A 22,306-nucleotide genomic window follows, 5' to 3' on the forward strand; every position below is an offset into this window, starting at 1 on the left:
GCTTCCAGACATCGTGCCGGCCCGTCCCGGAACGGGTGGCGGCAGATGCAGGATAACCGATGCCTGAAACACCTCCATGTCGGTTTTCGCCGAAACGCCGATAGCGCCGGGATCATCGGCAGGGATCGGGCGGGCTGACCAGGCCGTGACCGAAGACCTCGTCATGGCCGGCCTTGCCCAGGTCGCGCGCACTGGATCGCAGCCGGGCCCGCACCTCGGCCGGGGTCAGGTCCGGCTCCTTCTGCATCAGCAGCGCGGCGGCGGCGGTGACGAAGGGCGTCGCGAAGGAGGTGCCGGTCTTGGTGCGCGCCCCGCGGATCGAGGCGGCGGTCCAGACATCCACCCCCGGCGCCGCCAGGTCGATATGCCCGCCCCGGTTCGCCCGGCGATAGACCTGGGCGCGGCGGTCGACGGCGGTGACGGCGATCACCTGCGGATAGGCGGCCGGATAGGCCGGCTTCGCCGCCGGCCCGCCATTGCCCGCCGCCGCCACCAGCACGATCCCGGCCCGGTCCATGCGGCGGATCTGTTCGGCCAAGGCGTCGTTGGCCGGCCCGGCCAGGGACAGGTTCACGATCCGCACCCGCTGCGCGGCCAGGTAGTCCAGCGCCTCGACCAGCGCGAAGGCATCGGCGCGCTCGTCCTGGCGCTGCTTGTGAAAGGCATCGACGGCGATCAGCGGCGCCTGCGGCACCAGGCCCGGCGTGCGGCTGTCGGCACGCCCGACCAGCAGCGCCGCCACCGCGGTGCCATGCAGCCTGTCGGAATCCGCCGCCCCGTCGCCCGAGGCGATGCGGTGCAGGCTGATCTGTGCTGTCTCCAGCGCCTCGTGCCCGATGTTGAGCCCGGTATCCACCATGCCGATCCGGGGCGGCGTGCCGCAGCCCGTGCCATGCGCCGGCCATGCGATCATCTGCCGGGCCGGGCAGTCGGCACCCCGGCAGCCCGGCGCATTGCCCGGCCGGTAGTAATGGTTGAAATCGGCTGCCGTGGCCGAGCCCATGCCGCGCACCACCTCGCGCGCCTGCTCAAGGGGCATGGCGGCGGGCTTGCGCAGACGGTGCATCGGCTCGCCCGCGCTCAGCCGGGTCTCGTGCAGCACCTCGAAGCCCATGCCCTGCAACTGCGCCAGGTCGGCGGGCGCCAGGCCGCGCGCGATCACCTCGTCCGGCGCGCGCTGGGGCAGGGGTGCGGCCTGCACCCGCGGCTGGGCCGGCGGCGCCCTGCGGCGGCGCGGGGCGTCATCGTCGTCATCATCATCATCATCATCGTCGTCGTCGTCGTCGTCGTCGTCGGCCCAGGCGGCAGCGGGCGCTGTCCAGTCGGCGCCGGGGCGCAGGTCGGCCAGCAGCATGGCGGCCAGCACGGTCACGAACAGCAGCAGGCGCGGCATTTCCCTTCCTCCATGAAGCCGGTTTCTGGACATTCTACGCCCGACACATTCTATTATTCCCCGCCCAGGTCAACTTTCCCCCTCCGGAGGTCTTCATGGATGCGGCTTTCGGCGAAGCCCTGATCGCCCTTTTGCCGAACCTGCGGCGGTTTGCGCTGTCGCTGTCGCGCCGCGCCGATCTGGCCGACGACCTGGTGCAGATCACCGTCGAGCGCGCCATCACCCATGCCGCCGGCTTCGACCGCCGCGCGCGGCTGGAGCCGTGGCTGTTCCGCATCATGCGCAACGCCTGGATCGACCAGACCCGGCGGCAAAGGACCGCGGGCGCCCAGCTCGACATCTTTGAAATGCCCGAGGCGCTGCCGGTGGACCCGGCCCCGGCGCTCGAGGCGCATCTGATGCTGCAATCGGTCGAGGCGGCGATGGCCACCCTGCCGCCCGAGCAGCGCGAGGTGCTGCATCTCGTCTGCGTCGAGGAGATGAGCTATGCCGAGACCGCCGAGGTGCTGTCGATCCCGGTCGGCACGGTGATGAGCCGGCTGTCGCGGGCCCGGCTCGCGCTGGCCGGGAAATTGGGAATAGAATGACGGGTGGCGCGTATACGGCGGGCAACCCGGCGGGAGAACAGGCCCATGCAGATCGACGATGAGACCCTGATGGCGCTGGCCGATGGCGAGCTGGAGCCCGGCCGGGCCGAGGCGGTGCGCCGGGCCGTCGCGGCCGATCCCGAATTGCAGCGCCGCCTGCACCGCTTTGCCGAGACGCGGCGGCTGCTTGGCACCCTCAGGACCGGCGCCGCAGGCGAAGACCCGCTGGCCGGCATGATCCGTGCCGCTGCCTCTGCCGCGCCGGAGCCTGCGCCGCAGGCGGCACCGTGCCCGCCCGCACCCGCGCCAAGGGCTCCGGCCGCGAACCTGAATCGCAGCCCATGGCTGGCGCTGGCCGCTTCGGCCGCGCTGGCCGTCCTTGGCCTTGGCTGGTGGGAGTGGTCGGGACGGGGCGGCGAAGGGCTGCCGGGGGCCGAACTGGCGGCGCTGGACGAATTGCCCTCGGGCGAGGTGCGGGTGCTGGCGGACGGCACCGAGATCAGCATGATCGCCTCGTTCCAGCTGCCCGAGGGGCAGCTTTGCCGCGAATACGAAACCGCCCGCGAGCGGATGCTGCGCATCGTGCTGGCCTGCCGCGACGCGGAGGGCTGGCAGGCGCGCTTCGCCGCCCGGTCCGAGGCGGATGGCGCGGACTACCGCCCGGCCTCGGGTCCGGAAAGCATCGAGGCGACGCTTGCCGCCCTGGATGCGGGCGAGCCGCTGACCCCCGAGGACGAGGCGCTGGCCCTGCGCGCCCTGGCCGGGGAATAGATCGGCGGCGGCGGCGTAATCCTGCGGTGAGACCGCAAAGGAGAATGCCATGACCGCCCGCACCCTTGCCCCGACCCTGTCGCTTGCCGAACCGCGCCGGCTTGTGGTCGCGCTGCTGGCCACGGCCATCCTGGGCGCCGCCTGGGGCCTGCCCGCGACGCTGGAGGCAGGGGGGCGGATCACGCTGGCCGTCTCGGCGCTGGCAGTGCTGGGCTGGGTCGGCACCCGCCTGCCGGAATCGCTGGTGGCGCTGGCTGCCGTGCTGGCGCTGGTGCTGGGCGGCGTGCTGAGCGAGGTACAGCTTTTCGCCGCGCTCGGCAGCGAACTGATCTGGCTGCTGCTCTCGGCCTTCGTCATCGCCGCCGTCGCCAGGGATGCCGGGCTGACCCAGCGGCTGGTCGCGCCGCTGATGCGCCGGGGCCTGCGTTTCCTGCCCTTCGCCCTGCTGCTGACGCTGCTGGTGGCGGCGACGGCTTTCGTGCTGCCCTCGACCTCGGGCCGGGCGGCGCTGCTGCTGCCGGTCTTTGCCGCGATCGCCGGCGGCCTGCCCGATCCGGCGCTGCGAAAGCCGCTGGCGCTGCTGTTTCCGACGGCGATCCTGCTTTCCGCCGGAGCCTCGCTGATCGGGGCTGGCGCGCATCTGCTGGCCGCCGCCAGCATCCGCAGCGCCACCGGCTTGCAGCTGGGCTATCTGGACTGGGCCATGCTGGGCCTGCCGTTCTCGCTGGCCGCCAGCCTGGCCGGAACCGCGCTGATCCTGCTGCTGTTCGTGCCGCGCGCCCTGCTGATGGCGCCGCTGCCCCGGATCGAGACGCCGCAGCCGGACCCGGCGACCCGCCGCCGCCAGGCCCGCATTGCCCTGGTGCTGGCGGCGGTGGTCGGGCTGTGGCTGACCGCGCCGCTGCACGGCATCGGCATGGCGCTGGCGGCGCTGGTCGGGGCGTTGGTGCTGCTGACCCCGCCCTTCGCCACCCGCAAGCCCAAGGAGATCTTCCGCGCCGTCGATGTCGAGTTGCTGCTTTACATGGCTGCGACCGTGCTGATCGCCCAGGCGATGACCGCGACCGGGACGGATCGCTGGCTGGCCGGCCATGCGCTGGCCGCGCTGCCACCGGCGCTGACGGGGAGCCGCGCTGCGGTGGTGGCGCTGCTGGCCGCCGCATCGGTGGCGGCGCATCTGGCGATCACCTCGCGCTCGGCCCGCGCGGCGGTGCTGATCCCGGCGCTGGCGCTGCCGATGGCGGGCTGGGGCCATGATCCGGCGCTGATGATCCTGGTCGCAGTCATGGGCACCGGCTTTTGCCAAAGCATGATGGCCTCGGCCAAGCCGGTGGCGATCTTCGGCCATGCCGAGGGCGCGGGTTTCGCGCAGCGCGACCTGATGCAGCTGGCGCTGCCGCTGGCGCCGGTCGTGGCCGTGCTGCTGGTCGGCTTCGCCCTGCTGGTCTGGCCCGCGCAGTTGGAGCGGATGCGCGGCGGGGCGCGGGAAGCCCCCGTGGCGGCCTTGGCGGCGGCGGTCCCGGGCCCGGCGATTGCCGCCACCCGGCCCGCGCCCCGTCCCGAGCCCCGTCCCGTAGCCCAGCCCGAGCGCCCCCCGGCCGGGCCGCGCGATGTCCGCGCCATGGGCGAGTTGCAGCGGCTGCAGCACGAGGTGAACCGCGCCCTGCGCCCGGTGGGCCTGCGCATCACCATCCGATAAGACCCTTTCGGATCAAGGGGAAAGGGCGGCTCCGGCCGCTCTTTTCGCTTCCTGCCACGTATTTTTCGCATTGCGCCGGAATAATCCGCGGGCTTGGGCCGTAATCCCGCCAGACAACAGGAAAAAGGAGGCAGGATATGTCGCTGACCGTTCTGATCGCGCCCTCGGGGTTCAAGGAATCGCTTTCCGTCAACCAGGTGGCCGAGGCCATCGCCCGCGGCATCCGCCGCGCCGCCCCGCATGCCACCGTTTTGACGGCACCCATGGTCGATGGCGGCGAAGGCACGACCGAGGCGCTGATCGCTGCCACCGGCGGCCGCATGGTCGCCACCACCGTCACCGGCCCCCTGGGCCAGCCCGTGCCCAGTTTCTGGGGCATGATGGGCGGCGACGGCCCGCGCAGCGCGGTGATCGAGATGGCCGCGGCTGCCGGCCTGTCGCTGGTGCCGCGCGACCGGCGCGACCCGACGCTGACCACCAGCCGCGGCGTGGGCGAGCTGATCCTCGAGGCGCTGGACCATGGTGCGACGCGCATCCTGGTCGGCTGCGGCGACAGCGGCATCAACGACGGCGGCGCCGGCATGGCGCGGGCGCTTGGCGCGCGCTTTCTGGACGCCGAGGGGCGCGAACTGCCCGAGGGCGGCGGCGCGCTGGAGCGGCTGGAGCGCATCGATCTTGCCGGTCTCGATCCCCGGCTGGCGGGGGTGCGGATCGACGCGGCGGTCAACTGGCACAACATGCTGCTGGGCCCGCGCGGCGTGGCCCGCGTCTTCGGTCCGCAAAAGGGCGCCACGCCCGAGCAGGTCGAGGCGCTGGAACGCGGCATGACCCGCCATGCCGCCGCGATCCTCGCGGCCGCCAGGCGCGACGTGGCCGGGATGGCGGGGGCGGGCGCCTCGGGCGGGCTGGGGGCGGGGCTTGCCGGCCTTGCCGGCGCGACGCTGCATCCGCGCTTCGACATCATGCTGGACTATCTGGATTTCGACCGGCTGCTGGCCCGCGCCGACCTGGTCATCACCGCCGAGGGCGCGCTGGACGGGCAAAGCCCTTATGGCAAGGTGCCCTGTGAGGTCGCGCGCCGTGCCGAGGCGCTTGGCGTGCCGACCGTGGCGCTGGCCGGCACCATCGGCAAGGGCGCGCGCCAGACCTATGAACACGGGATCGCCGCCTATGCCTCGATCATGCGGCGCCCCTGTTCGCTGGGCAAGGCCATCGACGAGGGCGGCAAGCTGCTGCGCGCGGCGGCCGAAAACACCATGCGCATGCTGCTGGTGGGCCAGCGCCTGGCCTGGCGCGCCCGCGGCGCCTGAACATTGCGACTTGCGCTCCCGGCCGAACCGGCAGCCGGGATGCGCGGGGAACGGCCGCCCAAGGCCGCTCCGATCCTGCCGGTCCAACGCAAGTGACGGAGAAAGACCATGGCCAGCATTCGTGGCAATGACGACGACAACCGCCTGTTCGGCACCGGCCTTGCCGATCAGATATGGGGCATGTCCGGCGACGACACCATCTTCGGCTACCAGGGCAATGACAGCATCTATGGCGGCGGGGGCAACGACCGCCTGGATGCCGGCCAGGGTCATAACCGGGTCTGGGGCGGCGAGGGCAATGACGTGATCCTGGCCGGCGCCGGCAACGACACCATCGACGCGGGCAGCGGCAATGACGTGGTGCGCGCCGGCAACGGCAACAACCGCATCACCCTGGGCGAGGGCAACGACCAGGCCACCACCGGCAACGGCCGCGATCACATCGCTGCCGGCGACGGCAATGATGTCGTCCGCGCCGGCGCCGGCGCCGACACGCTGATGGGCGGCGAGGGCGATGACCGCCTGTTCGGCGAGGCCGGCAACGACCGGCTGTTCGGGCACGAGGGCAATGACACGCTGAACGGCGGCGGTGGCAATGATACCATGACCGGCGGCGAAGGGGCGGATGTCTTCGTCTGGAACGGCGGCCGCGACAGGATTACCGATTTCGACAGCGACGACGATCGCATCAACCTGTCGCATTACGCCCGGTTCGACGGTTTCGGCGACATCCGCGCCGCTGCCAGCCAGGTCGGCAACGATGTCGTCATCCGTGCCGGCAACGACCAACTGGTGATCGAGGACATCCGGCTGGGCCAGCTGGGCGGGGACGATTTCATCTGGTAGGCCGCCCGTTCCGGGCAGGCGCAGGCGGCGGCGCGGACGGATCTGCGCCGCCGTGGCGTCGCAGGCCGGCAGTCCCGGCCGGCTCAGGGCCCCGCATCATCGGCATGGCGTCCCGGCCCAAGACCCATGCCGCCGCCCATGCCGCCGCCCATGCCAGCGCCCGCCCCGCCGGTCCCGCCGCCGCCCTTGCCGCCTTCGCCACGCCCGCCCTTGGACGAGCTGCCGGCCTGGCGCGCCGGGCCTTGCAGCGGAATGGCGACATCCCGCGGCACCGGCGCAAGATCCAGCGCCTTGCGGATGAAATCGCGCAGCGAGACGACCAGTTCGGCGGTATGGGTCGGCCGGCCGGCGGCCATCTCGGCGGCGGCCTGGCTGGCCAGGCGCACCTGCTCCTCGGTGCCCAGCAGGATGATGTCCGAAAGCGCCGCCTCGACCGCGTCGCGGATGCGCCGGGCGCGATCCGAACCGGGGCCCTCCTCGCCCCCCGCCTCCTGCATGCGCTGCCGCAAGTCGCGCAGATGGGTCGGATCGACCAGCAGCTCTCCGGTGAAGGAACCGCCCAGCACCTTGTAGGCGGCGATCAGCGTGCGCAGCCGTTCGTTGATCTGCCGGTTCATGCGCTGCTGGCGCTGCTGGATGGTCAGCAGCATCAGCACCCGGATGCCGACGCCGATCAGCGTGAACAGCGCAAGGCCCAGCAGGGTGGTCAGGATCCCCTGCCAGGTGCTGAAGTCGAAATAGCGCATCGGCAGTTCCTCCGGCTGGCCGCGACCTGCCCGGCGGGCGGTCCATGGTCCCGTTTATCCCATCGCCTCGCCGCGATGCGCCAGAGGCTTTTCCGGGCAATGCCGCAATGGTCCGGACCGGCGGGTCCGGCCGCCGCCGCGGCGTTGCGCCACCGACCCCGAAACCGGCGCAGAACTGCCGCGGGGCGAGATCGGCATGATCGAGCTGTGCGGCCCGAACGTCTTCAAGGGCTATTGGCGCATGCCGGAAAAGACCGCTGCCGAGCTGCCCGGCGTGGCCGGATCCGCCGTCATCGGCCTGCCGCATCGCGATTTCGGCGAGGGGGTGACGGCGGCGGTGGTCCCGACCGGCAGCCCCGCCCTGGCCGAGGCCGAGCTGCTGACCGTGCTGAAGGGGCTGCTGGCGAAGTTCAAGCAGCCCAAGCGGATGTTGTTTCTGGACGAGCTGCCGCGCAATACCATGGGCAAGGTGCAAAAGAACCTGCTGCGCGACCGCTTTGCCGGGCTTTACGACGGGGCGGCGGAGCGTTGAGGGCGCGGCAGATCGGCGGCCTCTGCGCGGTGCGGCCCATGGCCCGACGCTCCCCGCGCTTGGCCGGCGCTGGCTGCCGGGGGATGCGAGAAGGCCGCCCCTTTCGGGACGGCCCAATGCTTCGCCAAAGGCGGGTCGTCGGCTTACATCATGCCGCCCATGCCGCCCATGTCGGGCATGCCGCCGGCCGGGGCCTTGGGCTCGGGCTTCTCGGCGATCATCGCCTCGGTGGTGATCAAGAGGCCGGCCACCGACGCGGCGTCCTCCAGCGCGGTGCGCACCACCTTGGCCGGGTCGATCACCCCGAACTTGAACATGTCGCCATATTCCTCGGTCTGGGCGTTGAAGCCGAAGGCCTTGTCCGAGGATTCGCGCACCTTGCCGGCCACCACGGCGCCGTCGACGCCGGCATTCTCGGCGATCTGGCGCATCGGCGCCTCCAGCGCGCGGCGGATGATGGCGATGCCGGCTTCCTGGTCCGAGTTCGCGCCGGCCAGGCCTTCCAGCGCCTTGGCGCCCTGCACCAGCGCCACGCCGCCGCCGACCACGATGCCTTCCTGCACCGCGGCGCGGGTCGCGTTCAGCGCGTCGTCGACGCGGTCCTTGCGCTCCTTGACCTCGATCTCGGTCATGCCGCCGACGCGGATGACGGCGACGCCGCCGGCCAGCTTGGCCACACGCTCCTGCAGCTTCTCGCGGTCGTAATCCGAGGTGGTCTCCTCGATCTGCTGGCGGATCTGCGACACCCGCGCCTCGATCTCGGCCTTCTCGCCGGCACCGTCGACGATGGTGGTGTTGTCCTTGTTGATCGAGATCTTCTTGGCGCGGCCGAGCATGTCGATGGTGACATTCTCCAGCTTCATGCCCAGGTCTTCCGAGATCACCTGGCCGCCGGTCAGGATCGCGATGTCCTGCAGCATGGCCTTGCGGCGGTCGCCGAAGCCCGGCGCCTTGACGGCGGCGATCTTCAGCCCGCCGCGCAGCTTGTTGACGACCAGCGTGGCCAGGGCCTCGCCTTCCACGTCCTCGGCCACGATCAAGAGCGGCTTTTGCGACTGGATCACCGATTCCAGCAGCGGGACCATCGGCTGCAGCGACGACAGCTTCTTCTCGTGCAGCAGGATATAGGCATCCTCCAGCTCGGCGATCATCTTGTCGGCATTGGTGACGAAATAGGGCGAGAGATAGCCGCGGTCGAACTGCATGCCCTCGACGACCTCGACCTCGGTCTCCATGCCCTTGTTCTCTTCGACGGTGATCACGCCCTCGTTGCCGACGCGCTGCATCGCCTCGGCGATCTGCTGGCCGATGAAGGCCTCGCCATTGGCCGAGATGGTGCCGACCTGCGCCACTTCCGAGCTGTCGTTGACCGGGCGGGCGGCGGATTTGATCGCTTCCACGACCTTGGCGGTGGCCATGTCGATGCCGCGCTTGAGATCCATCGGGTTCATGCCGGCGGCGACCGCCTTCATGCCCTCGCGCACGATGGCCTGGGCCAGCACCGTGGCGGTGGTGGTGCCGTCGCCGGCCTCGTCATTGGTGCGCGAGGCGACTTCGCGCACCATCTGCGCGCCCATGTTCTCGAACTTGTCGGAAAGCTCGATCTCTTTCGCGACCGAGACCCCGTCCTTGGTGATCCGCGGCGCCCCGAAGGACTTGTCGATCACCACGTTGCGACCCTTCGGGCCAAGCGTCACCTTGACCGCATCGGCCAGGATGTTCACGCCCTTCAGCATCCGGTCGCGCGCGTCGCTGTTGAACTTAACTTCTTTCGCAGCCATGTGCTCTGCTCCTTGAATGGGTTATCGGAAGGGGACGATCAGGCGATGATGCCCAGGATGTCGCTTTCCTTCATGATCAGCAGTTCTTCGCCGTCGACCGTGACCTCGGTGCCCGACCACTTGCCGAACAGCACGCGGTCGCCGGCCTTGACCGCGGGCGCGATCAGTTCGCCCGAATCCTTGCGCGCGCCTTCGCCCACGGCGATGATCTCGCCCTCGGCGGGTTTTTCCTTGGCGCTGTCGGGGATGATCAGGCCGCCCTTGGTCTTTTCGTCCGACTGGACGCGACGGACCAGAACGCGGTCGTGCAGCGGTTTGAAAGCCATAGTAGAACACTCCGGTGTTTCAGGTTGCAGTGTTGCAGCTGTTGGCACTCGGCTCGGGTGAGTGCCAATGGCAAACCATCTAGGCGCCTGCCCGCGGCCTGTCAACGGCCTGCAATCGGGAAATCCGCCATGAAATCCGCTTGACGGGCTTTCCGCGGCGCGGCTAGGCCCAAGGGGAAGCAGCGGGGGCGGAGCTTATGGTGGAACGGCGTCTGAAGGCCCTTGTCATTGCCGAGGCGGCGAACCCGGAATGGGTCTCGGTGCCGCTGGTGGGCTGGTCGCTGGCCCATGCGCTGCGCGACGTGGCCGATGTCCATATCGTCACCCAGGTCCGCAACCGCGATGCCATCCTGCGCGCCGGCCTGGTCGAGGGGCGCGACTTTACCGCCATCGACAGCGAGCGGCTGGCCGCGCCGATGTGGCGGCTGGCGGAAAGGCTGAGCATGGGCAAGGGCGTCGGCTGGACCATGAAGACCGCGGTCTCGACGCTGGGCTACGGCTATTTCGAGCGGCTGGTCTGGCGTGCCTTCGGCCCGGCGATCCGCGCCGGGCAATACGATGTCGTGCATCGGGTGACGCCGCTGACGCCCACGGCGAACAGCCGCATCGCGCCGCTTTGCGCCCGCGCGGGCGTGCCCTTCGTGCTGGGGCCGCTGAACGGCGGCGTGCCCTGGCCCAGGGGTTTCGACAGCGAGCGGCGGCGGGAACGGGAATGGCTGTCCTATGTCCGCGGCGCCTACAAGGCGCTGCCGGGCCGCGGCGCGATGCTGCGCCATGCCTCGGCCATCCTCTGCGGCTCGCTGCACACGCTGGGCGAGATCCCGGCGGGCTTCCGGGCCAAGACCGTCTGGCTGCCGGAAAACGCCATCGAGCCCGCGCGCTTCAGCCTGACCGCGCCGCAGCCCGGCACCTTGCCGCTGCGCGGCTGCTTCATCGGCCGGCTGGTGCCCTACAAGGGCGCCGACATGGCGATCGAGGCGGCGCTGCCCCTGCTGCGCGATGGCCGCATGGTGCTGGACATCGTCGGCGACGGCCCGCAGGCCGGGGCGCTGCGCGACCTGGTCGCGCGCGAAGGCGTTGCCCAGGCGGTGCGGTTCCACGGCTGGTTGCCGCATGCCGAGGTGCAGGGCGTCGCGGCGCGGGCGCAGCTTCTGGTGTTTCCCTCGGTGCGCGAGTTCGGCGGCGGCGTGGTGCTGGAGGCGATGGCGCTTGGCGTGGTGCCGGTGGTCGCCGATTACGCCGGGCCGGGGGAACTGGTCGACGATGCGACAGGCTTTCGCATTCCGATGGGCCGCCGCGCCGCGCTGGTGGCGGGGCTGCGCGAGCGGCTGGAGGCCATCGCCGCCGATCCGGCGGTGCTGGGCGTCATGGCGGCGGCGGGGCAGGCCCGCGTCATGCGCGACTTCACCTGGGCCGCCAAGGCCGCGCAGGTCGAGCGCATCTGGCGAGCGGTGATCGCCGGGGCGCCTTTGCCGCAGGAATTGCCGCTGCCGCGCTAGGCTGGCGCGTTGCCCGCACCCGTGCCATGCTGCACGCCACGCTGATGCAGGAACCGACTCCATGCGCCTTACGCCGATCCTGACCGCCCTTTTTGCCGCCGTGACCCCGGCCTTGCCGGCCGCGGCGCAGGATTGCATGGGACAGAACCTGTTCGAGCGCATGCCGCCCGAGCGGCTGGCCGAACTGCACGCGGCGGCCGAGGGCGTGCCCTATCGCCATGGCCTGTTCTGGCAGGCCGAGAAGGGCGAGCAGCGGGTCACTCTGCTGGGCACCTATCATTTCGCGGATCCGCGCCACGATCTGACCATGGAGCATTTCGGCCCCGAGATCGACGAGGCCGCCCTGCTGATGGTCGAGGCCGGCCCCGAGGAGGAGGCGAAGCTGGCCGAAGCCATGGCCTCGGACCCGTCGCTGCTGGTCGATCCCGAGGGGCCGACCCTGCCCGAGCGTTTCAGCGACGTCGAGTGGAAGTCGCTTTCGGCCGCGCTCGAGGCGCGCGGCCTGCCGGCGGTGATCGCCAGCCGGCTGCGGCCCTGGTATGTGGCGGTCATGCTGGGGGTCTCGCCCTGCATGATGCGGGTGATCGAGGAAAAGGGCGATCCCGGAGGGCTGGATCACCTGCTGGTGGAGCGCGCCGAGGCCGCCGAGGTGCCGGTCCGCGCGCTGGAGCCCTGGGATACCGTATTCACCCTGTTTGCGGGCATGACCTCCAAGGAGGAGGAGGACATGATCCGCGCCGCCATGCCCGCCGCCGAATATGCCGACGATTACGCGGTGACGCTGGCGGACGCCTATTTCTCGGGCGACAGCTGGCTGATCTGGGAATTCGGCCGCTTCGACGCCTATGACAATTCCGGCCTGACCCGGGCCGAGGTCGATGAGCAGATGCGGCTGGCGCAGGAAAAGCTGATGGACCGGCGGAACGAAAGCTGGATCGAACCGATTGAACAGGCGGCGGCCGAGGCGGCCGGGCAGGGCAAGGGCCTGGTGATCGGCTTTGGCGCGCTGCACCTGCCGGGCGAGCATGGCGTGCTGCGGTTGCTGGAAAACAGGGGCTGGAACATCAGCCCGATCACGGTGGAGGGGATGGGCGATGGCGGATGAGCTTTGGCGCGAGGAACGCGAATTCTGGCTGGCGGGGGTGGCCGAGGCAGCGCGCAAGCTCGACGGCTCCTGCCTGATGGCCTTTCGGCCCACCGGCATCATGGACCGCGCCGCGGTGATCGCCGCGCTGCAATCCGCGCCGCGCTGGCAGGAAGTCACCATGGCCGAACGGGCCAGCATCGAGACCGACGAGGTCTGCGTGCTGGCCTATCGCGCCACCGCGCGCCGCGCCGGGGCCGAGACCTATCGCGCGCTTTGCACCACCACCTGGATCCGCCGCGCCGGCGACTGGCGCATCCTGCAGCACCAGCAGACCCCGGTCTGATCCCCGCCCGGCCGGACCCCGCGCGGCGGGCAAGGCGGCCCGGGCCGCGGTGCCGCCCGTCGATAGACATTGCCGGGCCGCGCCCCTATAACCCCGGCGAATTTTCCGCCCAAGCTTCAGGGGATCCCCATGATCAAGGTTTTCGGCCACAAGGCCCCCGACACCGATTCGACCGGCTCGCCCATCATCTGGGCCTGGTATCTGTCCGAAGTCCGCAAGACCCCGGCCAAACCGGTGTTGCAGGGCGAGCCGAACACCGAGGCCGCCTGGATGCTGGCGAAATGGGGCCTCGAGATGCCCGAGATCATCGCCGATGTGGCGCCGGGCGAGCAATGCGTGGTGGTGGACACCAACAACCCCGCCGAGCTGCCCGATTCGCTGGCCGAGGCCGATGTGATCGAGATCATCGACCATCACCTACTGGCCGGCGGTATCAAGACCCGCCTGCCGATCAACATCACCATCCGCCCGCTGGCCTGCACCGCGACGATCATGCACGACCTGATCGGCGACGAGGATCTGGCCCGCGCGCCCCGTGCCATCAAGGGCGCGATGCTGACCTGCATCCTGTCGGACACGCTGGAGTTCCGCAGCCCGACCACCACGCCCCACGACCGTTTCGTGGCCGAGAAGCTAGCCAGGGATCTGGGCGTCTCGATCTCCGAATACGCCGCCGAGATGTTCGCGGCCAAGTCGGACGTATCGGCCTTTACCGAGGAAGCCCTGCTGCGCATGGACAGCAAGGAATATGAGCTCGGCGGCAAGCAGCTGCGCGTCTCGGTGCTGGAGACGACCGCGCCGCAGGTGCTGCTGGACCGCAAGGCGGCGCTGATCGCCGCCATGCCGGCCGTCGCGGCCGCCGACGGCGCCGACGAGGTGCTGCTGTTCATCGTCGATATCCTGAACGAGGAGGCCACCCTGCTGGTGCCGAACGATTTCGTCCGGCAGGTGGCCGAGAAAAGCTTCAACGCGACGGTTTCGGGCGACAGCGTGGTCCTGCCCGGCATCATGTCCCGCAAGAAGCAGATCATCCCGGCCCTGGCCGTCTGAGCGAAGGACCGTTCCATGACGCAGATCATCCGCGCGCTCGACGAGATCGCCCCGAATTACGACGTCCTGTTCTGCGATCTCTGGGGCTGCCTGCATAATGGCGTCGCCGCCTTCCCGGCCGCGGTCGCCGCCTTGCAGGCCTTTCGCGCCCAGGGCGGGCGGGTGGTGCTGCTGACCAATGCGCCGCGGCCGCAGCAATACGTGGCCGCGCAGCTCGACCGCATGGGCGTGCCGCGCGATGCCTGGGACGCCATCGTCAGTTCGGGCGACGCCGCGCAGGACGCCATGTTCGCCGGCGCCGTCGGCCGCCGGGTCTGGGCCATCGCCCAGCCCAAGGACGAGGGCTTCTTCACCGACATCCCCGAGGAATGGCAGGACGCCCCGGCCATCGAGCGCGTGGCGCTGGACGAGGCCGAGGGCATCGTTTGCTGCGGGCTCTTCGACGACCTGGTCGAGGTGCCCGAGGATTACCGCGCCCGGCTGATGCTGGCGCGCGAACGCGGGCTGAAGCTGCTTTGCGCCAATCCCGACGTGGTCGTGGACATGGGCGAAAAGCGTCTCTATTGCGCCGGGGCGCTGGCCGAGCTTTACGAGGATCTGGGCGGCACCTCGCTGTATTTCGGCAAGCCGCATCCGCCGATCTACGACCTGGCGCGCCGCCGGCTGGGGCTGGGCGAGGATGCCCGCATCCTGGCCATCGGCGACGGCATCGCCACCGACATCGCCGGCGCGGCGGGCGAGGGGCTGGATGCGCTGTTCGTCACCGGCGGCCTCGGCTTCGACCAGTTCGGCCCGGATGTGGAAAACCCCGACCCGGCGCGGCTTGCCGAATGGCTGGCGCTGCGGTCGCAGAACCCGGCCTACGCCATCGGCCGGCTGCGCTGAACGGTTCGGTAACAATCCGTCCTTTTGGATGGTGCCAGTGTTATTTTGTTGCGCTCCCCCGGTTTTGCTGCTATGCAGCATAAATCCACTCATCGGGAGCATTGAATGATGCTGGACAACCTTCCGCGCGGCACGATCGTCATCGAGGATCTCGAGGTCGGGATGATGCGCTACCTGCAGAAGGTAGTGACCGACGAGGATATCGAGATGTTCGCTCAGGTCTCGACCGACCGCAATCCGGTGCATCTGGACGATGACTATGCGCAGGACACCATCTTCGAGGGGCGCATCGCCCATGGCATGCTGACCGCCGGGCTGATCTCGGCCGTGATCGGCGAGCAGCTGCCCGGCCATGGCACGGTCTACCTGGGCCAGACGCTGAAATTCATGGCCCCGGTCCGGCCCGGCGACATGGTCCGCGCCGAGGTCACGGTCGAGGCGATCGACCACGCAAAGCGCCGCGTGACCCTTGCAACCCGCTGCCTCGTCGGCGATACGGTCGTCCTGAAAGGCGAGGCCGTCGTTCTGGCGCCAAGCCGCAAATTCGACTGACAGGGCCGGCCGCCGGCCCACCGGGGGCCCGATTGCGCATCCATCACGACTGGAAAGCTCTGCCGCTCGATGCCCGCGGGGCCACCGTCGCCATGGGCAATTTCGACGGCGTCCACCTGGGCCACCGCTCGGTGATCGACGCGGCGCGCGCCGCCTGCGACGCGGCGCTTGGCGTCATCACCTTCGAGCCGCATCCGCGCGAGTTCTTTGTGCCCGACGCGCCCCCCTTCCGGCTGATGAACGTGGAATCGCGGGCCAACCGCCTGGCGCGGCTGGGGGTGGACCACCTTTACGAACTGCCCTTTGACGCGGTGCTGGCCGGGCTTGCGCCCGAGGCTTTCGCGCGCGAGGTGCTGGTCGAGGGGCTGGGCGTGCGCCATGTCACCGTGGGCGCGGATTTCTGCTTTGGCCGCAAGCGGTCGGGCGATGCGCAGACCCTGGCGCAACTGGGGCGCGAGATGGGCTTCGGCGTCACCGTGGCGCCGCTGATCGGCGACGGTGCGCTGCAATACAGCTCGACCGCGATCCGCGAGGCGCTGGCCGAGGGCCGCACCCGCGACGCCGAGCGCATGCTGGGCCATTGGCACCGCATCGACGGCGAGGTGCTGCATGGCGACAAGCGCGGTCGCGACCTGGGTTATCCGACCGCGAACATGGCGGTCGAGGGGCTGCACCTGCCGGCGCTTGGCATCTATGCCGTGCTGGTCGACGTGCTGACCGGGCCGGACCGCGGCAGCTACAAGGGCGTGGCCAGCCTGGGCGTGCGCCCGATGTTCGGCGAGAACCGGCCCAACCTGGAGGTGCATATCTTCGATTTCTCGGCCGACCTCTATGGCCAGCACCTGTCGGTGGCGCTGGTCGAATACCTGCGTCCCGAGGCGAAGTTCGACGGCCTGCCGGCGCTGGTCGCGCAGATGGATCGCGACAGTGCCCAGGCGCGCGAGATCCTGGCGACCCGCTGATGCGCGAGCGGTTCTGGGAACTGCCGCTTGCGCGCCTCGACAAGCAGGAATGGGAGGCGCTTTGCGACGGCTGCGGCAAGTGCTGCCTCAACAAGATCGAATATGAGGATACGGGCGAGCTGGCCTTTACCCGCGTTGCCTGCCGGCTGCTGGACGGCCAGACCTGCCAATGTTCCAGCTATCATAACCGCCACGATTTCGTGCCCGATTGCGTCGTCCTGACGCCCAGGAAGCTCAAGGAGATCGCCTGGTGGCTGCCCTCGACCTGCGCCTACAGGTTGCGCGCCGAGGGCAAGCCGCTTTACGACTGGCACTATCTGATCTCGGGGGATCGCGAATCGGTGCATCGCGCCGGCGCCTCGGTGCGCGGCTGGACCGTCAGCGAGCTTTCCGTGACCGAGGACGATTGGGACGAGCATATCATCGAGGATCTTTCATGAGTTTCGCCTCGGACAATGCGGGCGGCGTGCATCCGCGCATCATGGCTGCGCTTGCCGCCGCGAACCAGGGCCATGTGCCCGCCTATGGCGAGGACAGCATCACCCGCGCCGCCCAGGACCGCTTGCGCGAACTCTTCGACGCGCCCGAGGCGGCGGTGCATTTCGTGGCCTCGGGCACGGCCGCCAATGCGCTGTCGCTGTCGCTCTTGGCGCCGGGCTGGGGCAAGGTCTTCTGCCATGCCGACGCCCATGTGCAGACCAGCGAGACCGGGGCGCCCGAGTTCTTTTCCGGCGGCGCCAAGCTGATCCCGATCCCTGGCGCCGGCGGCAAGATCGCCCCCGAGGCGCTGGCCGAGGCGCTGGTGGTCCATGGCCGCGATTCGGTTCATGCCGGGCGGAACGCGGCGCTGAGCCTGACCAATGCGACGGAATGGGGCACCGTCTATCGGCCGGACGAGGTCGAGGCGCTGGCCGCCATCGCCCGTGACGCCGGGCTGGGCCTGCATATGGACGGAGCCCGCTTTGCCAATGCGCTGGCCGGGCTGGACGTGGCGCCGGCCGACCTGTCCTGGCGGGCGGGTGTGGACATCCTGTCGCTGGGCGGCACCAAGGACGGCTGCATGGGGGTCGAGGCGGTGCTGATCTTCGACCCCGCGAAATCCGAGGAGTTCCAGTTCCGCCGCAAGCGGGCCGGGGCGCTTGTGTCCAAGCACCGCTACCTGGCGGCGCAGGTGCTGGCCTGGCTCGAGGGCGACCTGTGGCTGCAACTGGCGCGCCACGCCAATGCCATGGCGCATGAACTGGCGCTGGGTCTGGCGCGCCTGCCCGGCGTGCGCATCGACCAGCGTGTCGAATCGAACGCGGTCTTCGCCACCATCCCGGCCGATCTGCATCGCCGCGCCTGTGCCGGCGGCCTCTGCTATCACCTCTGGCCGCATACCCAGCAGCCGGCCGAGGACGAGCCGGTCGGCATCCGCCTGGTCTGCGGCTGGGACACGCGGCTCGAGGATGTAACCGGCGCTTTGCAGGCCCTGGCCGAGCCGAAGCCCCTCCGAGCCGAGCCGCAGGCCCTGGGCTAGGCCAGCGCCGCCTTCAGCAGCGCCAGCGCATGCTCCACGGTGGCGGCGCGCACCGCGGCCCGGCCGAGCGGGCCGAAATCCACCGTCTCGGTCCTGACGCCAAGGGCATCGGCAATGCCGAAGCAGACCCGGCCCTCGGGCTTATGCTCGGACCCGCCCGGCCCGGCAATGCCGGTCACGGCGACCGCCACGCCCGCTTGCGAGCGGGCCAGCGCGCCTTGGGCCATTTCGGCCGCGATCTCCTCGCTGACCGCGCCGTGGGCCTCCAGAGTCTCGGGGCGGATGCCCAGCATCTCGATCTTGGCGGCGTTGGAATAGGTGACGAAGCCGCGGTCCACCGCATCGGATGACCCGGGCACGTCCGTCAGTCGCCCGGCGATCAGCCCGCCGGTGCAGCTTTCGGCGGTGGCGATCAACACCCCGCGCCGGCGTGCCAGATCCAGGACTTCGGCGGGGTCGGTCACAGCATCGGCTCCAGCACGGCGTGGTAGAGCCCGGCCAGGATGACCGAGACCACGCCGGCGAACAGGCCCGCCCACAGGTCGTCCGCCATCACCCCCAGCGTGCCGCCGCGCCGGTCCGCGCGCCCGACCAGCCAGGGCTTCCAGATGTCGAACAGCCGAAACAGCAGGAAGGGCGCGACGAATCCCGGCCAGGCCGCCAGGATCGAGACGCCCTTCTGCGCCAGCGGGATGACGGTGAAGCTCATCGCGAGCCATTGCCCGGCCACCTCGTCGATGACCACCCAGGACGGATCGCCCTCGGCGCTGTCCGCCAGCACCCGCGGCACCGCCCAGAAGCCCAGCAGCGTCGCCAGCACGAAACCCGCCGGCACCAGCATCGGGTGCAGCCATTCATAGGCGGCGACCCCCAGCACCACCGCGGCGGCCGAGCCCCAGGTGCCGGGCGCCGGCCGCAGGTGGCCGATGCCGAAGAAGGTTGCGATCGCCTTGTCCATGATTAACCCCCCAATTACCCCTTGACCAATGTGACGGTGGCCATGGCGGCGATGCCTTCCTCGCGCCCGGTAAAGCCCAGCCGTTCCGAGGTGGTGGCCTTGACGCTGACCCGGTCGGGCTCGACGCCGATGATCTCGGACAGGCGCAGCGCCATGGCGCCGGCATGGGGCCCGACCTTGGGCCGCTCGCAGATCAGCGTCACGTCGGCATTGGAGATCTCATAGCCCATCTGCCGCGCCAGCATCGCGGCATGGCGCAGGAAGATATGGCTTTCCGCCCCCTTCCATTGCGGGTCCGAGGGCGGGAAATGCCGGCCGATGTCGCCCTGCGCCAGCGCACCATAGATCGCGTCGGTCAGCGCGTGCATCCCCACATCGGCGTCGGAATGGCCCAAGAGCGCCTTGTCATGCGGAATCTTCACCCCGCACAGCCAGACATGATCGCCCGCGGTAAAGGCATGCACGTCGAAACCATTGCCAAGCCGGATGTCCATCGCGTCCCCCAGGATACGCTCGGCCCGTGCGAAATCCTCGGGCCAGGTCAGTTTCAGATTGTCCTCGTCGCCCGGTGTCACGGTGACGGGCAGGCCGGCGCGGATCGCCAGTTCCACGTCATCCGCCGCGCCCTCGGGATGGGCGCGATGCGCGGCCAGGATGGCGTCCAGCGCGAAACCCTGCGGGGTCTGGGCGCGAAACAGCCCCTCGCGGCTGGCGGTGGCGGTGACGCGCCCGTCCGCGGCCCGCCACAGCGCGTCGGTGACGGGCAGGGCGGGCGCGGCGGCGGGGGCGCCGGCGGCAAGCGCCGCGACCACGCCGTCGATCACGCGGGGCGAGACCAGCGGCCGGGCGCCGTCATGGATCAGCACATGGGTCACGCCGGCGCCCTCCAGGCTTTCCAGCGCGGCGCGCACGCTGCCCGAGCGCGTGGCGCCGCCCGCGACCAGCGTGACGGGGCCCGAAAGCTCCGCGACGCCGTGCGCCATGTCTTCGGGCGCCAGCGTCACCACGATGCGCGGGAAGCCGGCAAAGGCGGCGATGCTGCGCCCGAGCACGGTTTGCCCGGCCAGGCTGCGCCATTGCTTCGGCAGGCCCGCGCCGGCGCGGGTGCCGCGGCCGGCGGCGGTGATGATGGCGGCATATGTGGCGGGTATGGTCATGGCCGCCAGATGTAGGTCAGCCGCCGCCCCGAGGCAATCGCCGCCGGTCAGGCGTTTCGTCGCGGCCAAAAGACGCAGCCGGTGGTGGCCCAAGGCGCGGCTTGTGCTTATAAGGACGGCCATGTGCCGCCTGCCATTCAGCCAAGGATTCCCGCCATGACCGATCCCGCCATCACCGATCTTTCCAAGGATGCCGCCGCCCGCGCCGCGGTGGCGCTGGTCGAGCCGGGGATGCGGCTGGGGCTGGGGACCGGCTCGACCGCGGCGATCTTCGTGCGCCGCCTGGCGCAGCGGGTCAGGGAAGAAGGCTTCGCGCTGCGCTGTGCCGCGACATCGAAGGCGACGGCGGAGCTGGCCGTCTCGCTGGGGCTGGCGATCGAGGAACTGGACGCTATCGGCTGGCTGGACCTGACCATCGACGGTGCCGACGAGGTGGACCCGGACCTGAACCTGATCAAGGGCGGCGGCGCCGCGCATCTGCGCGAAAAGATCGTCGCCACCGCCTCGGACCGCATGGTGGTGATCGCCGACCAGGGCAAGGTGGTGGACCGGCTCGGCGCCTTCCACCTGCCGGTCGAGGTGATTCCCTTTGGCTGGCAGGCGACCAGGACGCTGATCCAGCGCGCGCTGGACCGGCTGGAACTGACCCAGCGGCCGATCCTGCTGCGCAAGCGCGGCGACCAGCCGCTGCTGACCGACGAGGGCAACCTGGTGTTGGACCTGGCGCTGGAATCGATCCCCGATGCCGAGGCGCTGGCGGCGGAACTGTCCTCGATTGCCGGGATGGTTGAACACGGGCTGTTCCTGAATATCTGCGACCTGGCGATCATCGGCTGCCCGGACGGCTCGGTGGTGGAATTGCGGCGCGAGGACATGGCATGAAATTCGACTACGACCTTTTTGTCATCGGCGGCGGTTCGGGCGGGGTGCGCGCGGCGCGGATCGCGGCCAGCGAATACGGCGCCCGCGTCGGCCTGGCCGAGGAAAGCCGCATGGGCGGCACCTGTGTCATCCGCGGCTGCGTGCCCAAGAAGCTGATGATCTTCGCCTCGCAGGCCGGGGCGGCGGCGGCCGAATCGCGCGGCTATGGCTGGCAGGGCGCGGATCAGGGCCGCTTCGACTGGGCCGAGTTCCACGGCAAGCTGCTGCGCGAACTCGACCGGCTGGAGGGCGCCTATACCTCGGGGCTGGCGAATGCCGGGGTCGAGATCCACATGCAGCGCGCCCGGCTGCACGACGCGCATACGGTCGAACTGGCCGACGGCCAGCGCCTGAGCGCCAAGCATATCCTGATCGCGGTCGGCGGCCGGCCGCAGCGCCCCGACATTCCCGGCAAGGAACTGGGGCTGATCTCGGACGACCTGTTCACGCTCGACAGGCTGCCGGGCCGGGTGCTGGTGGTGGGCGGCGGCTTCATCGCCTGCGAATTCGCCACCATCCTGCAAGGGCTGGGCAGCGCCACCGTGCTGGCCTATCGCGGCGATGCGGTGCTGCGCGGCTTCGACGGCGAGATGCGCCGCCACGCCACCGAGCAGCTGCGCGCCATCGGCGTCGATGTGCGGCTGAACACCAACCCGGCGCGGCTGGACCGCGAGGGGGCGGGCGTCCGCGCAAGCTTCGAGGACGGCGAGAGCGAGATCTTCGACGCGGTGATGTTCGCCACCGGCCGCGCGCCCTATACCAAGGGCCTGGGGCTGGAAGACGCCGGCGTCAGGCTGGGCCGCAGGGGCGAGATCGCGGTGGACGAGTGGTCGCAAAGCTCGGTGCCCTCGGTCTTTGCCGTGGGCGACGTGACCGACCGGGTGAACCTGACCCCGGTCGCGATCCGCGAAGGCCACAGCTTTGCCGACACCATCTTCGGCGCCCGGCCGCGCAAGGTCGACCACCGGCTGGTGGCCAGCGCCGTCTATACCCGCCCGCATGAGGTGGCGACCATCGGCCTGACCGAGGAAGAGGCCGAGGCCTGCGGTCCCGCCGACATCTATGTCGCCAGCTTCCGGCCCATGCGCTCGCTTTTCGCGGGCTCGGATGCGCGGGCGGTGATGAAGCTGGTGGTGGACGGCGAGACCGACAAGGTGCTGGGCTGCCACATCTTCGGCCCCGAGGCCGGCGAGATGATCCAGATGGTCGCGGTGTCGATGGGCATGGGCGCGACCAAGGCCGATTTCGACGCCGCCATCGCCGTGCATCCGACCCTGGCCGAGGAGCTTGTGACCATGCGCAAGCCCTCGCGCCGCGTGGGCGCGGCAAAAATGGACAAACCCGCGGCATCGGCTTGATTTTCCGGCCGAAGGCACCAGTTT

23 protein-coding genes and 1 pseudogene are annotated in these 22,306 nt (G+C 70.2%); 17 read left to right on the plus strand and 7 right to left on the minus strand.

Annotated elements, in window-relative coordinates:
- Nucleotides 1-112: 112 nt before the first annotated feature.
- Nucleotides 113-1,393, minus strand: coding sequence for a S8 family serine peptidase (locus ACNKFW_RS13005; RefSeq protein ID WP_147428409.1), 1,281 nt, complete (start codon nt 1,391-1,393; stop codon nt 113-115).
- A gap of 95 nt (nt 1,394-1,488) precedes the next feature.
- On the opposite strand from ACNKFW_RS13005, the gene ACNKFW_RS13010 reads away from it, so the two are divergent.
- The 5 genes from ACNKFW_RS13010 (at nt 1,489) to ACNKFW_RS13030 (ending at nt 6,606) form a co-directional block, all read left to right on the plus strand.
- Nucleotides 1,489-1,980, plus strand: coding sequence for an RNA polymerase sigma factor (locus ACNKFW_RS13010; RefSeq protein WP_147428407.1), 492 nt, complete (start codon nt 1,489-1,491; stop codon nt 1,978-1,980).
- A gap of 45 nt (nt 1,981-2,025) precedes the next feature.
- Entirely contained in the window at nt 2,026-2,751 is a 726-nt protein-coding gene (locus tag ACNKFW_RS13015) for a hypothetical protein (RefSeq protein WP_024845959.1), read from the plus strand.
- A gap of 49 nt (nt 2,752-2,800) precedes the next feature.
- A complete protein-coding gene (locus tag ACNKFW_RS13020; protein WP_208852041.1) occupies nt 2,801-4,450 on the plus strand; it encodes an SLC13 family permease in 1,650 nt (549 codons plus the stop codon).
- Between the two features lie 137 nt (nt 4,451-4,587).
- Complete coding sequence (locus ACNKFW_RS13025; RefSeq protein ID WP_147428405.1) at nt 4,588-5,760, plus strand: glycerate kinase; 1,173 nt, start codon at nt 4,588-4,590, stop codon at nt 5,758-5,760.
- 108 nt (nt 5,761-5,868) lie between these two features.
- Nucleotides 5,869-6,606 (plus strand): calcium-binding protein, encoded by a 738-nt coding sequence (locus ACNKFW_RS13030; RefSeq protein ID WP_024845962.1) that lies wholly within the window; start codon nt 5,869-5,871, stop codon nt 6,604-6,606.
- Between the two features lie 83 nt (nt 6,607-6,689).
- On the opposite strand, the gene ACNKFW_RS13035 is transcribed toward ACNKFW_RS13030, so the two are convergent.
- Nucleotides 6,690-7,352, minus strand: coding sequence for a hypothetical protein (locus tag ACNKFW_RS13035; protein WP_147428403.1), 663 nt, complete (start codon nt 7,350-7,352; stop codon nt 6,690-6,692).
- Nucleotides 7,353-7,503: 151 nt separating this feature from the next.
- Between ACNKFW_RS13035 and ACNKFW_RS13040 the strand changes: the two are divergent.
- Nucleotides 7,504-7,884, plus strand: a pseudogene (locus ACNKFW_RS13040) (AMP-binding enzyme); the annotation flags it as partial.
- Nucleotides 7,885-8,027: 143 nt separating this feature from the next.
- Here the strand turns inward: ACNKFW_RS13040 and groL are convergent.
- Both groL and groES read right to left on the minus strand, forming a co-directional pair.
- On the minus strand, nt 8,028-9,665 hold the full coding sequence (gene groL / locus ACNKFW_RS13045; protein ID WP_024845659.1) for a chaperonin GroEL: 1,638 nt from the start codon (nt 9,663-9,665) through the stop codon (nt 8,028-8,030).
- A 38-nt stretch (nt 9,666-9,703) separates the two neighbouring features.
- Nucleotides 9,704-9,991, minus strand: coding sequence for a co-chaperone GroES (gene groES / locus ACNKFW_RS13050; protein WP_019353022.1), 288 nt, complete (start codon nt 9,989-9,991; stop codon nt 9,704-9,706).
- 197 nt (nt 9,992-10,188) lie between these two features.
- On the opposite strand from groES, the gene ACNKFW_RS13055 reads away from it, so the two are divergent.
- From ACNKFW_RS13055 to ACNKFW_RS13095, 9 genes are all read left to right on the plus strand, one after another.
- Nucleotides 10,189-11,490, plus strand: a complete 1,302-nt coding sequence (locus ACNKFW_RS13055; protein ID WP_028710803.1) for a glycosyltransferase family 4 protein — start codon at nt 10,189-10,191, stop codon at nt 11,488-11,490.
- 61 nt (nt 11,491-11,551) lie between these two features.
- Nucleotides 11,552-12,595, plus strand: coding sequence for a TraB/GumN family protein (locus ACNKFW_RS13060; RefSeq protein WP_024845657.1), 1,044 nt, complete (start codon nt 11,552-11,554; stop codon nt 12,593-12,595).
- Nucleotides 12,585-12,920, plus strand: a complete 336-nt coding sequence (locus ACNKFW_RS13065) for a DUF4440 domain-containing protein (protein ID WP_024845656.1) — start codon at nt 12,585-12,587, stop codon at nt 12,918-12,920. The genes ACNKFW_RS13060 and ACNKFW_RS13065 overlap by 11 nt, the downstream gene beginning before the upstream one ends.
- Before the next feature lie 129 nt (nt 12,921-13,049).
- The gene (locus tag ACNKFW_RS13070) at nt 13,050-13,970 is read left to right on the plus strand and encodes a manganese-dependent inorganic pyrophosphatase (RefSeq protein ID WP_418025429.1); all 921 of its coding nucleotides are present in this window, start codon (nt 13,050-13,052) and stop codon (nt 13,968-13,970) included.
- A gap of 15 nt (nt 13,971-13,985) precedes the next feature.
- A complete protein-coding gene (locus ACNKFW_RS13075; RefSeq protein WP_147428399.1) occupies nt 13,986-14,855 on the plus strand; it encodes a TIGR01459 family HAD-type hydrolase in 870 nt (289 codons plus the stop codon).
- Between the two features lie 108 nt (nt 14,856-14,963).
- Nucleotides 14,964-15,407, plus strand: a complete 444-nt coding sequence (locus ACNKFW_RS13080; RefSeq protein WP_024845653.1) for a MaoC family dehydratase — start codon at nt 14,964-14,966, stop codon at nt 15,405-15,407.
- Between the two features lie 32 nt (nt 15,408-15,439).
- Nucleotides 15,440-16,369, plus strand: coding sequence for a bifunctional riboflavin kinase/FAD synthetase (locus ACNKFW_RS13085; RefSeq protein WP_024845652.1), 930 nt, complete (start codon nt 15,440-15,442; stop codon nt 16,367-16,369).
- Complete coding sequence (locus tag ACNKFW_RS13090; protein ID WP_024845651.1) at nt 16,369-16,809, plus strand: YcgN family cysteine cluster protein; 441 nt, start codon at nt 16,369-16,371, stop codon at nt 16,807-16,809. Before ACNKFW_RS13085 ends, ACNKFW_RS13090 begins: the two co-directional genes overlap by 1 nt.
- The gene (locus ACNKFW_RS13095) at nt 16,806-17,888 is read left to right on the plus strand and encodes a threonine aldolase family protein (RefSeq protein ID WP_147428397.1); all 1,083 of its coding nucleotides are present in this window, start codon (nt 16,806-16,808) and stop codon (nt 17,886-17,888) included. Before ACNKFW_RS13090 ends, ACNKFW_RS13095 begins: the two co-directional genes overlap by 4 nt.
- Here the strand turns inward: ACNKFW_RS13095 and ACNKFW_RS13100 are convergent.
- The 3 genes from ACNKFW_RS13100 to ACNKFW_RS13110 are packed head-to-tail and all read right to left on the minus strand — an operon-like array spanning nt 17,885 to nt 20,003.
- Nucleotides 17,885-18,352 carry a CinA family protein gene (locus ACNKFW_RS13100; RefSeq protein WP_147428395.1) on the minus strand — a complete coding sequence of 156 codons (468 nt, stop codon included), beginning with the start codon at nt 18,350-18,352 and terminating at the stop codon, nt 17,885-17,887. The genes ACNKFW_RS13095 and ACNKFW_RS13100 overlap by 4 nt on opposite strands.
- On the minus strand, nt 18,349-18,846 hold the full coding sequence (locus ACNKFW_RS13105; protein ID WP_024845648.1) for a phosphatidylglycerophosphatase A: 498 nt from the start codon (nt 18,844-18,846) through the stop codon (nt 18,349-18,351). Before ACNKFW_RS13105 ends, ACNKFW_RS13100 begins: the two co-directional genes overlap by 4 nt.
- Nucleotides 18,847-18,860: 14 nt before the next feature.
- Nucleotides 18,861-20,003 carry a bifunctional 2-C-methyl-D-erythritol 4-phosphate cytidylyltransferase/2-C-methyl-D-erythritol 2,4-cyclodiphosphate synthase gene (locus ACNKFW_RS13110; RefSeq protein ID WP_147428393.1) on the minus strand — a complete coding sequence of 381 codons (1,143 nt, stop codon included), beginning with the start codon at nt 20,001-20,003 and terminating at the stop codon, nt 18,861-18,863.
- A 147-nt stretch (nt 20,004-20,150) separates the two neighbouring features.
- Here ACNKFW_RS13110 and rpiA point away from each other — a divergent pair, with 147 nt between their 5' ends.
- Together rpiA and gorA are read left to right on the plus strand one after the other, a co-directional pair.
- Nucleotides 20,151-20,885, plus strand: a complete 735-nt coding sequence (gene rpiA, locus ACNKFW_RS13115; RefSeq protein ID WP_407672800.1) for a ribose-5-phosphate isomerase RpiA — start codon at nt 20,151-20,153, stop codon at nt 20,883-20,885.
- Complete coding sequence (gene gorA / locus ACNKFW_RS13120; RefSeq protein ID WP_024845645.1) at nt 20,882-22,282, plus strand: glutathione-disulfide reductase; 1,401 nt, start codon at nt 20,882-20,884, stop codon at nt 22,280-22,282. The genes rpiA and gorA overlap by 4 nt, the downstream gene beginning before the upstream one ends.
- The last annotated feature ends 24 nt before the right edge of the window (nt 22,283-22,306 follow it).

Origin of the sequence: Paracoccus sp. TD-10, assembly GCF_048270675.1 — a bacterium.
Classification (GTDB): domain Bacteria; phylum Pseudomonadota; class Alphaproteobacteria; order Rhodobacterales; family Rhodobacteraceae; genus Paracoccus; species Paracoccus pantotrophus.